The 11,956-nt window shown below is 59.8% G+C and carries 12 protein-coding genes; 5 read left to right on the top strand and 7 right to left on the bottom strand.

Annotation, left to right across the window (positions count from 1 at the left end; translation table 11 throughout):
* Positions 1-13 precede the first annotated feature (13 nt).
* Together K6117_RS08320 and K6117_RS08315 are read left to right on the top strand one after the other, a co-directional pair.
* On the top strand, positions 14-2,047 hold the full coding sequence (locus tag K6117_RS08320) for an alkaline phosphatase D family protein (RefSeq protein WP_221793885.1): 2,034 nt from the start codon (positions 14-16) through the stop codon (positions 2,045-2,047).
* A 70-nt stretch (positions 2,048-2,117) separates the two neighbouring features.
* Entirely contained in the window at positions 2,118-2,768 is a 651-nt protein-coding gene (locus K6117_RS08315; RefSeq protein ID WP_221793883.1) for a hypothetical protein, read from the top strand.
* A gap of 19 nt (positions 2,769-2,787) precedes the next feature.
* Here K6117_RS08315 and K6117_RS08310 read toward each other — a convergent pair whose 3' ends face one another.
* Positions 2,788-3,564, bottom strand: coding sequence for a ferredoxin--NADP reductase (locus tag K6117_RS08310; RefSeq protein ID WP_221793881.1), 777 nt, complete (start codon positions 3,562-3,564; stop codon positions 2,788-2,790).
* Positions 3,565-3,666: 102 nt separating this feature from the next.
* Here K6117_RS08310 and K6117_RS08305 point away from each other — a divergent pair, with 102 nt between their 5' ends.
* Positions 3,667-4,557 (top strand): LysR substrate-binding domain-containing protein, encoded by an 891-nt coding sequence (locus tag K6117_RS08305; protein ID WP_221793879.1) that lies wholly within the window; start codon positions 3,667-3,669, stop codon positions 4,555-4,557.
* A gap of 23 nt (positions 4,558-4,580) precedes the next feature.
* Here the strand turns inward: K6117_RS08305 and K6117_RS08300 are convergent, their stop codons facing one another.
* Genes K6117_RS08300 through K6117_RS08275 form a run of 6 tightly spaced genes read right to left on the bottom strand, consistent with a single transcriptional unit; the run spans position 4,581 to position 10,492 of the window.
* Positions 4,581-5,579, bottom strand: coding sequence for an NADP-dependent oxidoreductase (locus K6117_RS08300; protein ID WP_221793876.1), 999 nt, complete (start codon positions 5,577-5,579; stop codon positions 4,581-4,583).
* A 41-nt stretch (positions 5,580-5,620) separates the two neighbouring features.
* The gene (locus K6117_RS08295) at positions 5,621-6,799 is read right to left on the bottom strand and encodes an acyl-CoA dehydrogenase family protein (RefSeq protein WP_221793874.1); all 1,179 of its coding nucleotides are present in this window, start codon (positions 6,797-6,799) and stop codon (positions 5,621-5,623) included.
* A gap of 12 nt (positions 6,800-6,811) precedes the next feature.
* Positions 6,812-7,678 carry an HpcH/HpaI aldolase/citrate lyase family protein gene (locus tag K6117_RS08290; protein ID WP_221793872.1) on the bottom strand — a complete coding sequence of 289 codons (867 nt, stop codon included), beginning with the start codon at positions 7,676-7,678 and terminating at the stop codon, positions 6,812-6,814.
* Positions 7,675-8,130, bottom strand: a complete 456-nt coding sequence (locus K6117_RS08285) for a MaoC family dehydratase (RefSeq protein WP_221793869.1) — start codon at positions 8,128-8,130, stop codon at positions 7,675-7,677. Before K6117_RS08285 ends, K6117_RS08290 begins: the two co-directional genes overlap by 4 nt.
* A gap of 12 nt (positions 8,131-8,142) precedes the next feature.
* Positions 8,143-9,336 carry an acetyl-CoA acetyltransferase gene (locus K6117_RS08280; protein ID WP_221793867.1) on the bottom strand — a complete coding sequence of 398 codons (1,194 nt, stop codon included), beginning with the start codon at positions 9,334-9,336 and terminating at the stop codon, positions 8,143-8,145.
* A 4-nt stretch (positions 9,337-9,340) separates the two neighbouring features.
* Positions 9,341-10,492: a 3-oxoacyl-[acyl-carrier-protein] synthase III C-terminal domain-containing protein gene (locus K6117_RS08275; RefSeq protein ID WP_425514696.1), complete on the bottom strand. Its 1,152-nt coding sequence runs from the start codon at positions 10,490-10,492 to the stop codon at positions 9,341-9,343.
* A gap of 27 nt (positions 10,493-10,519) precedes the next feature.
* Between K6117_RS08275 and K6117_RS14625 the strand changes: the two genes are divergently transcribed.
* Entirely contained in the window at positions 10,520-10,816 is a 297-nt protein-coding gene (locus tag K6117_RS14625) for a hypothetical protein (protein WP_425514695.1), read from the top strand.
* 165 nt (positions 10,817-10,981) lie between these two features.
* Positions 10,982-11,911: a 3,5-dioxohexanoate:acetyl-CoA acetone transferase gene (gene kce / locus K6117_RS08270; RefSeq protein WP_221793863.1), complete on the top strand. Its 930-nt coding sequence runs from the start codon at positions 10,982-10,984 to the stop codon at positions 11,909-11,911.
* Positions 11,912-11,956 lie beyond the last annotated feature (45 nt).

Genomic DNA, 11,956 nt, shown 5'->3' with positions numbered 1-11,956 from the left:
TTACAGGTGAATCATGAACGATAATTTCAAATATTCGACGCGCCATTCCGCTTGGGCCGTAGCGCTCGCCCTTTCAACGGCATTGGTGGCACCGCAACTGGCGATTGGCGCCGCTGCAGAACAAGCACCGGCATCGTCAGCACCCGCACCGCTGCTCGAAAAACTGGATGGCTTCACGCACGGTCCGCAATTGGGCAATGTCAGTGCCACCAGCATTCGCATTTGGGCGCGCACCCGCCAGCCGGGCTCATTCAGCGTCCTCTATTCCACCCTGCCGGATTTGTCTGGCGGCACCGTTTCCGCCCCTATCAAGACCAATTGGGATCATGACGGGACCGGGTGGATCGAATTGAAAGGGCTGAAACCGAATACCAAATATTATTATGCGTTGGTGCTGGGCAACAAAATTGCCGACACGCGCGTGAATGGCAAGGTCAACAGCTTCCTGACCCTGCCGGACAGCGCGGCGTTCGTTGATCCCGAGTTGAATCCAAAGGGCGTGTTCAACTTCGCCTTTGAAGTGGGGACCGGCAATAATCAGGCCCGTCAGGGTGCGATCCCGCCGACCTATGCGACCATGCTCGATCAGTTGAAGGATCGGATTCATTTCCAGATCCAGAATGGCGACTGGATCTATGAAGTTGGTCGTGAGACGAACGAACAGGATTGGGCCAAGGTCAATAAGGTAGCCAAGCCCCCCAAAGTGACCAGCCTTGCCAAGGGCATCACCGGGGTTTGGGAAAACTATAAAATCTATCTGGACAATTCGCCTGCACTGGCCAATTTTTATCGCGAAGTGCCGCAGTTCGTGACGGCGGACGACCATGAAATCCTGAATGACGTGACGGGTTCGGGCGAGATCGGCTTTCGCGTCGATGCACGCGGCAAGCCATGGCAGCAGAAACTGCAAAGCGACGATCATGAGGCGAATGTCGAACGTGCGGTCTTCCGTGATCCGGCGCTGGCCGGTTGGCACGACTATATCGGCTGGAGCAACCCCGACATCGGCAAGTCGCAAGCGCAAGTCTTTGGCGAGGCGGTGACCAAGGCGGGCAGCAACGTCCTGACGGACCCTGTGGCAGATTTCTCCCGCCTCGATCTCAACAAGACATCGAATCTGCATGTGCTGTGGGGCTATGGGAATAGCGGCGTCTACAAGATCGTGAAGGTGCTGGGCAAAAACCAGATTCAGGTCGAACCGGCGCTGAACGTGTCGGAGAAGGTGCGCTACAGTGTCGGCACGAATTATTACACCAAGTTCAGCGTCGCCAATACCGACATTTTCCTGCTCGATACGCGCACCAACCGGACGCTGCATGACAAGAACAATCTGACAGACCCCAAGACCAGCATGCTGGGGGCGGCCCAGAAACAATGGCTGTTCGATGAGTTGAAGAAGAGCAAGGCGGACTTCATTTTCGTCACCTCGACCGTCAATCTCGCCGTGCCGCACGACAATGGCGCATGGTATGGTCAAGGTTCTGGTGGCGCGGGCAAGGATGATGGCTGGACGGCCCATCTCCATGAACGTGCGGAACTGCTCCGGGTCGCGGAATCGCTCGGCAAACCGGTATTCTTTCTGACCGGCGATCTGCACAAGTCGTTCGTCGCGCGTGTGGCGCCGGGCGTCTATGACATCGCGACCGGCCCGCATACCAGCAGCAACCACCGTCTTGGCGATGCAGGTGGTTCGCCGCCAAGCGGCTATTATCAGTCGGGCGACCGGCTGGTGAACATTCTGTGGTCCAGCAACCAATATCGCAATGACAGCGGCGGGGACGGCGGACGCCCCAAGGGCAAAGGCTGGCCGATCTACACGGTCGTTCGGGTCAACAATGCCTATAATATTCCGGACAAGGACGGGAAGGAGAGGTGGATCGCCTATCCGGAGCCGCAGGTCGTTATCGAGTTCCGCGATGGCTATACGGGCGAACTTAGCTTCGCCCACTCGGTCTCCACCTCGGAAGCCAAAAAAGCCCCGACGCCTGTGTCGCCGGACCATGTGAAGCTCATTGGCGGCATTACGGCCAGCAGCCACGCACAGTGAGGACAACAGGCCTTCCCGTGCAAGCGTACATGGGAAGGCCTGCATTGCATGCCAGCATAAAGAGTATCAGATGAACTACCAATCTCGCATCGACCTCACCTTGGCATCGCATCGCCAGCCGTCACTGCACCGCGCAACCATCGGCGTCCATGCGCAAGCAAGCGCCGTGTTTGCCCTGTCTTTGGCCTATGCGACGGTGCGTTATCATCTGTTCAAAGGCGTCGCTTGGGCGGACTGGCCGACATATACGGTCAACAAGGCCTTCGCCGTTTCGGCACTTGCGCTGATCGTCGCTGGGTTGGCGCCAGTGTTGCGGCATCATCGCCGCATGTCCGGCCCGCATTTGCGGCTGGCCGGGGGGGCGATCATCATGCACGCCATGCTGTCATTGCTGCTGCTCGACCCGGCTTATTATCCCAAGTTTTTCGACGGTGATAAGCTGACCTTGTCGGCGGGCCTCGCCCTTCTGTTCGGTGCCATTGCCGCGCTTCTATTCGTCGTCAGCGGTCAACAATCGGCGCAATGGTCTTTTCCTAAAAAGCTGGGCTGGACTGGCGCGCTTGCCTTTATCGGCGGTTGCCATGCGGCATTGCCCGGCTGGGCGACCTGGCTGCAGCCGCAGCAATGGCCAGCCCTGATGCCGCCCATTACCTTGATTGCCTTTCTCCTTGGTACGGCTGCGGGCGCACTCGCTATGACTGGCGTTCAGCGCAAGGGCTGAACCATCACCAGCTCAGCCCTTATTTCTCGGCAAATGCCCTTTCGATTACATAATCGCCGGTTTCCCCGACGCCCGCCGAAATGACAAAGCCCCGTTCATTGAGCAGCGCCGACGTTTCGGCCAGCATCGACGGGCTACCGCAGATCATGATCCGATCAGTCGCCGGGTCCAGATCCGGCAAGCCGATATCCTGCGCCAGCTTGCCGGTGCGGATCAGGTCGGTCAGGCGTCCTTGATTGCGGAATGCCTCACGCGTGACTGTGGGGTAATAGATCAGCTTGCTTGTTACTTCCTCACCCAGAAACGGATGCGCGGGCAGGTCGTTCTCAATGAAATCGGCATAAGCCAGTTCCTTTGTCGTGCGCACGCCATGCACCAATACGACCTTTTCGAAGCGTTCATAGGTCTCCGGGTCTTGTATGATGCTCATAAAGGGCGCGAGCCCCGTCCCGGTCGACAGGAGATACAGATTGCGGCCCTGCCGCAGGTCGCGGATCACCAGCGTGCCTACCGGCTTGCTGTTGACCAGGATTTCAGCGCCCGGCTCGATATGCTGCAAGCGGGAGGTCAGCGGGCCATCCGGAATTTTGACGCTCAGAAATTCGAGCCGGTCCTCATAATGCGGGCTGGCAATGCTGAACGCACGCATGAGCGGCTTGCCGCCAAGGCTGATGCCGAGCATCACGAAATGCCCCGCTTCGAAGCGGAAGCTGGCGTCGCGCGTCGTCGTGAAACTGAATATTTCGTCGCTCCAGTGGTTCACGCTCAAAACGCGCTCTGTACGAATGCTTGCCATGATCTCTTCGCCTGTAACTGTTGATGCAGTTCCATTAGCGCAGCACCTGATATAAGAAAAATGGGTATTGTTGATACTATCTATCTACTTTATAGATATGTGATGAAATTCAGCCTGCGCCAGCTTGAGGTATTCGCCAATATTGCCCGGACCCTGAGCGTCTCGGCGGCGGCCGAGACGCTCGGCATGTCGCAGTCGGCAGCGAGCACAGCGCTTGGAGAACTGGAACGACGCGCGGGCCAGCGGCTGTTTGACCGGACCGGCAAAAGCCTCAAACTGAATGAAACCGGCATGACGATCTTGCCGATGGCGCTGGAATTATTGTCGCGCGCATGGGAGTTGGACGGACGGCTGGCGGGGAACGATCGGCCCGGTCCCCTGCGGCTTGGGGCCACGGTGACGATCGGCAATTATGTCGCGCCACGGCTTATCGAGCGCTATCGGGCGAGCTATCCCGACGCGACCATCACATTATCTGTCGGTAATAGCGAGGAAATATCCCATCGCATCGCCGAATTCGACCTCGATTATGGCATGGTCGAGGGCCAATATGGCGATAGTCGGCTGCACTTTGATGAGTGGATGCAAGATGAACTCGTCGTCTTTTGCGGGCCACGGCATCATTTGGCGGGCGATGTCGAAACGGGCATCGAGGCGCTGCTGGCGGAACAATGGGCTGTCCGGGAAAAGGGGTCAGGCACAAGACAGGCGCTGGATCGGGCCATGGCCCCTTATTGGGGCCATTGGCGGATCGGTATCGAACTCCAGCAAATGGAGGCGATCAAAGGCGTGGTGGAGGCGGGCATGCTGATCGGATGCCTGCCCCGTCTGGCATTGATCGATGCGTTCAACCAAGGGCGGCTGGTGGAATTAAGCGTGCCGGAACTCGCGTTGATGCGGAAATTCTACCTTGTCACCCATCGGGAGAAATATCGGACGGTGGGCATGAATGCCTTTGCCCAAATATGCTTGGGGCTTGAGGCGCGATCCTGATCTTGGTCGCAGCCTGTCGCCGTTCAGCTAAGCTGGATGACCCGCTTGCCTTTGTTCTCGCCACGATATAGCCCGGCCAACGCGTCTGGGCAGGCGTCCAGCCCGGTCAGCACATCTTCGACATAACGCAATTCGCCCGCTCTTACCCAGTCGGCAAGCTGGCCGACCGACGCTTCGTAGCGGTCCATATGGTCGAAAATGACAAATCCCTGCATCCGCGCGCGTTTGAGCAATAGGTGGCGTTCGACGCGCGGGCCGGACGGCCAAGGGTCCCAAGACGGGATTGACGCCGTGCCGCACACAACAACCCGGGCATTGAGCGCCAGTTGAGGATAGACGGCATCGCTGATCCGTCCGGCGGTATTGTCGAAATAGACGTTGATGCCATGGGGGCAGGCATCGGCAATGGCCTGACCAAGCTGGTCATTATGATAATCGAGGGCGGCGGCATAGCCGAACATCTCGGTACATTGGGCGACCTTGTCCGGCCCGCCGGTAATGCCAATGGTGGTGCAGCCAAGGATATTGGCGATCTGGCCAACCGCCGACCCGACCGCGCCAGCGGCGGTCGATACCAGCACCGTATCGCCCGGCTTGGGTTCTCCGACGCCGGTGAGTGCGAGATGAGCGGTCACGCCATTAATGCCAAGCACGCCGAGCGCGAGCGAATGGGGCAGGTCGGTTTCCTTGACACGGCGAACGATTGCCGTCGCATCGACAACGGCCTCTTCCTGCCAGTTGAACCAGCCGGTGACGATGTCGCCGGGCTGATAATCGGAATGACGGCTTTCGATGATCTCGCCGACCGCCAATGCCCGCATCGGCGTGCCGATCTCGACCGGGCTGGAATAATTGCCCTTGTCGGCGATCCAGCCGCGCATCGCAGGTTCGACCGAAAGGAAGCTGTTGCGGACGCGCAGTTGGCCATCCATCAAGATCGCGTGCGGCGTCTCGATAATATCGAAATGCTCGGCCTGTGCCACGCCATTGGGGCGCGCCACGAGAATGACCTGCCGATTCATGTGAATTCTCCCGTGCTGCGCGCCCGTGCGGATGTTTGTCGTCAATAGCTCTTCGGAAGCTCCAGCACCTTTTCGGCGATGAAGCTCATGATCAGCTGTTCGGTAATCGGGGCAAGGCGGGTCAGCGCCGCTTCCCGATAGAGCCGTTCGACATGATATTCCTTGGCATAGCCGAACCCGCCATGGGTCGCCACGGCCTGCCACGCGGCATCATGGCAGGCGCGCGCAGCAAGGAACTTGGCCGTATTGGCTTCGGCACCGCAAGCCAGACCGCTGTCATAGAGACGGGCGGCTTTTTCGACCATCAGCCATGCAGATTCGAGATACATCCACTTTTCCGCAAGCGGATGCTGAATGCCTTGATTCATGCCGATGGGCCGATCGAACACGATGCGTTCCTTGGCATATTGGGTCGCACGGCGAAGGGCGTCGCGGCCAATGCCGATCGCCTCTGCGCCGATCAGGATGCGTTCCGGGTTGAGGCTGTGCAGGATATAGCCAAAGCCCTTGCCTTCTTCGCCGATGCGGTCCTCATCCGGAATGAACAGGCCATCGATGAAAATGGCGTTGGAGTCCACGGCCTTGCGGCCCATTTTCGGGATCAGATGGACATCGATCTTTGAACGGTCGAGATCGGTATAGAAGATGGTGATGCCGTCGGTCGGCTTGGCGCAATCTTCATATTTGGTCGTGCGGGTCAGCAGCATGATCTTGTTCGCGACCTGTGCGGTCGAGGTCCAGACCTTCTGACCATGGACGACATAGCCGCCCGGCACCTTCTCGGCGAAGGTCTTGATGCGGGTCGTGTTGAGGCCGGCATCGGGTTCGGTGAAGCCGAAGCAGCATTGGTCTTCGCCCGCCACCAGCCTTGGCACCCAGCGCGCCTTTTGTTCAGCCGTGCCCTTGACCACGATCGGGTGCGGACCGAACAGGTTGATATGAATGGTCGAGGCAGCGGCAAAGCCGCCACCATTGGCGGCGACCTCGCTCATCATCGTCATCGCCTCGGTCACGCCGAGGCCGGAACCGCCATATTCTTCCGGCATGGTGATGCCGAGCCAGCCGCCTTCGGCCATGGCGCGGTGAAATTCGCGGGGGAAGCGGCCATCATCATCGCGTTCCAGCCAGTAATCGTCGCCGAAACGGGAACACACGGCGCGGACGCCTTCGCGGATGGTGGCCAGATCTTCTTCGGTTGGCAGGGGACGTGAGGCAGACATATCAGCTCCTGTTCATGCGGCATTGGCCAGCGTCTTTTGCGCGGCCTTGAGGTGTGGAATATCGTACATCTTGCCGTTGATGCCGAGCGTGCCGGCATCTGGCTGGGCGGCAAAGGCATCCACGATCATCTGTGCTTCGGCGATTTCCTCGGGCGAGGGCGCAAAGCAGCGGTTGATCGTCGCCACCTGATCCGGGTGGATGGCGATGCGGCCGGTAAAGCCATCGCGCCGCGCCCGACGGCAATCTAGTTCCAGCCCTTCCGGGTCGCGGAAATTGGCATATAGCGTGTCGATCGGCGCGACATCGGCGGCGGCGGCGGCATAGAGGCACAACGACCGGGCAAGGCGATAAGGCTCGGTCCAGCTGCCATCCTCTTCCTTGTTCGCGGTCGCGCCAATGGCGGCGGCGAGGTCTTCCGCGCCCCAGGTCAATCCCACCAGCCGGGGATGGGCCGGGGTGTAGCTGCCAAGGTTGAACATCGCGATGGGTGTTTCGGTCGCGACCACGGCAATCTTGACCGTGCCAAGCGCCATGCCCGCCTGTTGTTCCAGCCGGTCGAGCTCCTCGGCAATGCGATTGATGTCCTGTGCGCCATTGGCCTTGGGGATCAACAGTCCGTCCAGACCGGGCTTCACCACCGCAGCCATGTCCGTAAAGGTCATGCCGGTATCAAGCGGGTTCACCCGGACGAAGAACGACCACGACCGCGGCGTGCGGTCTTCGAGCAGCCTCGATACGATGGCCCGGGCTTCAATCTTGCGAGAAGGCGCGACGGCATCTTCCAGATCAAGGATCAGTACATCCGCACCCGCCGCGCTGCCCTTGGCGAACTTCTTCTCGCTGTCGCCGGGGATGAAAAGCAGGGATCGCAGTCTCATGCTGCGGGTTCCTTCATCATCAAGGCGCTGCGCAATGTGCGGCAGACAATCTCGTCACGCTGATTGAGGCCGAGATGTTCGAACAGGATAATGCCCTGGTTGGGGCGCGACTTGCTTTCGCGCTTTTCCAATACAGTGGTGCGCGAGCGGATGGTGTCTCCCGCAAAAACCGGCTTGGGGAAAGTGGTGTCGGTCATGCCGAGATTGGCAATGGTCGTGCCGAGCGTCGTGTCTTGCACAGATAGCCCGATCACCAGCCCGAGCGTGAAGATCGAGTTCATCAGCGGACGCCCAAATTCGGTGCGCGAGCAATAATCATGATCGATATGGATCGCCGCCGGATTATAGGTGAGGGAGGAGAACATCATATTGTCCATATCCGTCACCGTGCGGCGGATTTCATGATCGAAGCTTTGTCCCACTTCGAATTGATCAAAATACAAGCCGGCCATGTTCTTCCTTTCCTAGTTCAGTCGGCCAAGAATCGAGACCGCCGCCACACTGTTGAACGGGGCGCCACCCAGATTGTGCGTGAGGCCGAAATCGACTTGCGACAGCTGGCGTTCGCCGGCACGTCCGAGCAACTGGTTATATACCTCATACGCCATGCGTAGTCCCGATGCGCCGACCGGATGGCCGAAGCATTTGAGCCCGCCATCGGTCTGGCACGGCATGGTGCCGTCCCGATCATAGCGACCGTCGAGAATGTCGAAAACGGCGCGTCCATCGGCTGACAGGCCGAGATCCTCCATCGTGACCAGTTCGGTGACCGAGAAACAGTCATGGACTTCGGTCATCGACAGCGCCTCCGGCGTAATTCCGGCTTCGGCATAAGCGCGCTTGGCCGCTTCACGCGTATTGCGGACGAATGAACCATCCCATTCATGATAGCTCGATTCCCAGCCATGGCTGGCGGACAGCTGAATCGCCTTGATCGTCACCGGGTCGGCGATGCCGAGACTTTTTGCGATTTCCGGCGTGGTCACGATGGCGCAGGCCGCACCATCGGACACGCCGCAGCAATCGAACAGGCCAAGCGGATCGGCAATCATCGGCGCTTTCAATATGGCCTCCATGTCGATGGCCTTGCGGAGATGTGCCTTGGGACTGAGCACCCCATTCTGGTGACTCTTCCAGCTGACATGCGCCATTGCCTGTTTGAGATCCGATGCTGCGATGCCGTGGCGGGCGCTATAGGCGCCGGCAAGTTGGGCAAAGGTGCCGGGGGCGGAGCCATAAGGCATCCACAGATCATTCGCGACCCCCTTGGTCCGCAGCGGTAGGCCACCATAGCCGGTGTCCTTGAGCTTCTCGACACCGAGTGCCACGGCGAAATCGACTGCACCCGCCGCCACCGCATAGGTGGCGGCACGCAGCGCTTCTGTGCCGGTCGCGCACATATTCTCGACGCGCGAAACCGGAATTGTCTTCAGGCGCAATGCATGGGCGAGCGGCAGCGCGCTGTTGCCGACGTTGATGTCGTCGAGCGCATTGCCCATCCATGCCGCGCCGATCTCGCCACGTGCGATGCCCGCATCGCGGAGTGCTTCTTCAAAAGCGTCGACGATCAGGTCTTCGGGACCACGGTCCCAATGTTCGCCGAACGACGTGCAGCCCATGCCGATGATCGCGACGCGATCCTTGATACCGTTTGCCATGGCTTTAACCCTCCATCGCCGGGCGGCTTGCGGGGGCCGCCTTCCAGAAATAGGTGCAAAAGCCGCGCCGCCGGTCAAATGATTTGATGCGCAACCGCATCGTCAGCGCATCGCCGACCGTAAAGGGACTTTCATCCGCATCCGTCAGTTCCATCATGACCCGCGCCCCATTGTCGAACTGCACCAGCCCGAACCAGAATGGCGGATCGGGCGTGAAATTGAGGCGGTCGGCTGTGACCGACATCAGCCGTGCGGGGACATCGGCCAAGCGCACATCGGTCATCGGCTCTGGCCCATTGGCATCCGGGCGCACCGGCACGCGCGATTTCGGGAACTGCACATTGCCGGTGCCATCCCGACCGCCGATGAAGCCAATCATGTCGCGGCCATAGCGATTGAGCACCGTGGCCTGCGCCTTTTGTTCGAATTCGGCACGTACGCCCCAATCGAGGTCGATCGTGCCAGTGAGCGAGAGAAACCGGATATAGTCGGCAAAGAGCTGACCTTCGCGCAGTGCCGTGCGTGCCGCCGCAGCACCGGCCACCGGGCCTGATACTTCAAGGACCAGCGCATCGCAGCCGCTGCCGAATGCAGCGAGCAGTATCTTGTCGCCGGGCTTGGCGGCATCAAGCGCCAGCGCCAGCGCGAACAGGGCATGGGCAGCGCCCAAATCACCGGCTGCAGCCAGCAAATCCCCGGCATGATTGTGCGCCGTGATTCCGGTCGCCTTGGCGATATCGCGCCACATATTGGCGAGCGGCTCAACCACGGCGACATGGGCGATATCGCCCGGTTCAACGCCCGCATTGGCAAGCGCGGCCTTGATCGTGGGGGCGATGATGTCGCGGGTGCCGATCTCGCGCACGAAGCGTTCTTCATAGGCATAAGGCGTGGGGTGCGCGCGCGAGCTGTAGATGTCGATGAAATCCCGGCTCAGGCTGGCATGGCCGATCAGGCGCGCGCCGCCATCCGGGGCGACCAGCGCCGCCGCGCCGCCATCGCCGAATGAAAGGTGGAAGGGGCTGCCGGCCTTGGCGGGGCGCTTCTCGCCTGAAGTGATCAGGCTGGTCTCCCGACCAAGCAGCGCATCCAGCAAAGCAGAACTGGCGCAACGGCGGGAACCGGCCACATCGACAGTGCGGCATGCGCTGTCCATGGCCAGCGCCTCTACGATCAGCGGTGCATGTCCCCGTTCGGTGAAGGGGGCCGATGTCGAGGCAAAGACGAGTCGCTGCGGCAAATGGCCGATACAGGTCAAGCGCGCGGCCTCTGCCGCCATCGTCAGGGCATCTTCGTCCCATCCGGCGACGGCGCGATGACCAGCAGCGCGCCCGCCAAGGCCAGAGAATCGCAGCGCCTTGGCGGCGACCGCGCGGTCGAGACGAAGCAGCGGCAGATAACCGCTGATGGCTGCGATCCCCAGACTTCCTTCGTTCATTGCCATAATTGCCCTGTGCATCCTGCCTATTGTTCATGCTGATATTGACAGCAAAATAGAAGGTTGTAAACTGGTTCACGAAAATCATGTGATTGCCAGTATGAACAGGGCAGCCTTAACATTGCGGCAGCTATTCCCAACCACAAGGGAAATGCCGAAATGATGGGGATACGCATGTCGACGCATTGATATAGGTGAGGATGGGCCATGGTAGGCAATAAGGTTATTATCAGCTGCGCAATCACCGGGTCGATTCATACCCCATCGATGTCGCCCTATCTGCCGGTCACGCCTGCCGAGATCGCGGCATCGGCGATTGGGGCCGCCGAGGCGGGCGCGGCCATCGTACATCTGCATGCGCGCAATCCGGTGGATGGTCGTCCCGATCAGTCGCCCGAGGCGTTTGAGCCGTTTTTGAAGGTAATCAAGCAGTCCTCCAATGTCGTGGTGAACCTCACCACCGGCGGATCGCCTTATATGTCGGTCGAAGAGCGCGTGCGCCCTGCGGCGCAATGGCAGCCGGAAGTCGCCAGTCTCAACATGGGGTCGATGAACTTTGGCCTGTTCCCGATGCTCAAGCGCTACACGGACTTCAAATATGACTGGGAACAGCCGATGCTTGAAGGCTCCCACGATCTGGTATTTCGCAATAGCTTCAAGGATATTCGTTACGCGCTGGAAACGCTCAATGCGACGGGCGCGCGATATGAGTTTGAATGCTATGATACCAGCCATTTGCACAACCTCCATTATTTCTGGAAAGAAGGATTGGTGCAGGGGCCTTTATTCATTCAGACCTGTTTCGGGCTACTTGGCGGCATCGGATCGCACCCGGATGAGGTGATGCACATGAAGCGGACGGCGGATCGGCTGTTCGGCGACCAATATCGCTGGTCGGTGCTGGCGGCGGGTCAGGCGCAAATGCGGGTGGCGGCGATGGCGGCGGCGATGGGCGGCCATGTCCGTGTCGGGCTGGAGGATTCCTTGTGGCTGGGGCGCGGCGAATTGGCGTTGACCAACGCGGCGCAGGTCGAACGGGTTCGCCAGATCATCGAGGGATTGGGGCTTGAAATCGCCTCGCCGGATGAAGCGCGCGAGATACTTGAACTCAAGGGCGGTGATCAGGTCGCCTTCTGACGCGCATTTGATGCGCCTGCTCGGGTATAATCATGAAAGGAATAT

This window comes from Alteraquisediminimonas sediminicola (assembly GCF_019740335.1).
GTDB classification, from domain to species: domain Bacteria; phylum Pseudomonadota; class Alphaproteobacteria; order Sphingomonadales; family Sphingomonadaceae; genus Alteraquisediminimonas; species Alteraquisediminimonas sediminicola.
This window is presented reverse-complemented; position numbering and strand designations above follow the sequence as displayed.

What these genes read in the sequence shown, in the direction of transcription:
- K6117_RS08275 (WP_425514696.1), bottom strand. Translation starts at nt 10,492, where the DNA reads ATGGACAGCGCATGCCGCACTGTCGATGTGGCCGGTTCCCGCCGTTGC.
- K6117_RS08320 (WP_221793885.1), top strand. Translation starts at nt 14, where the DNA reads ATGAACGATAATTTCAAATATTCGACGCGCCATTCCGCTTGGGCCGTA.
- K6117_RS08290 (WP_221793872.1), bottom strand. Translation starts at nt 7,678, where the DNA reads ATGAGACTGCGATCCCTGCTTTTCATCCCCGGCGACAGCGAGAAGAAG.
- K6117_RS14625 (WP_425514695.1), top strand. Translation starts at nt 10,520, where the DNA reads ATGTCCCCGTTCGGTGAAGGGGGCCGATGTCGAGGCAAAGACGAGTCG.
- K6117_RS08280 (WP_221793867.1), bottom strand. Translation starts at nt 9,336, where the DNA reads ATGGCAAACGGTATCAAGGATCGCGTCGCGATCATCGGCATGGGCTGC.
- K6117_RS08300 (WP_221793876.1), bottom strand. Translation starts at nt 5,579, where the DNA reads ATGAATCGGCAGGTCATTCTCGTGGCGCGCCCCAATGGCGTGGCACAG.
- kce (WP_221793863.1), top strand. Translation starts at nt 10,982, where the DNA reads ATGGTAGGCAATAAGGTTATTATCAGCTGCGCAATCACCGGGTCGATT.
- K6117_RS08285 (WP_221793869.1), bottom strand. Translation starts at nt 8,130, where the DNA reads ATGGCCGGCTTGTATTTTGATCAATTCGAAGTGGGACAAAGCTTCGAT.
- K6117_RS08305 (WP_221793879.1), top strand. Translation starts at nt 3,667, where the DNA reads ATGAAATTCAGCCTGCGCCAGCTTGAGGTATTCGCCAATATTGCCCGG.
- K6117_RS08310 (WP_221793881.1), bottom strand. Translation starts at nt 3,564, where the DNA reads ATGGCAAGCATTCGTACAGAGCGCGTTTTGAGCGTGAACCACTGGAGC.
- K6117_RS08295 (WP_221793874.1), bottom strand. Translation starts at nt 6,799, where the DNA reads ATGTCTGCCTCACGTCCCCTGCCAACCGAAGAAGATCTGGCCACCATC.
- K6117_RS08315 (WP_221793883.1), top strand. Translation starts at nt 2,118, where the DNA reads ATGAACTACCAATCTCGCATCGACCTCACCTTGGCATCGCATCGCCAG.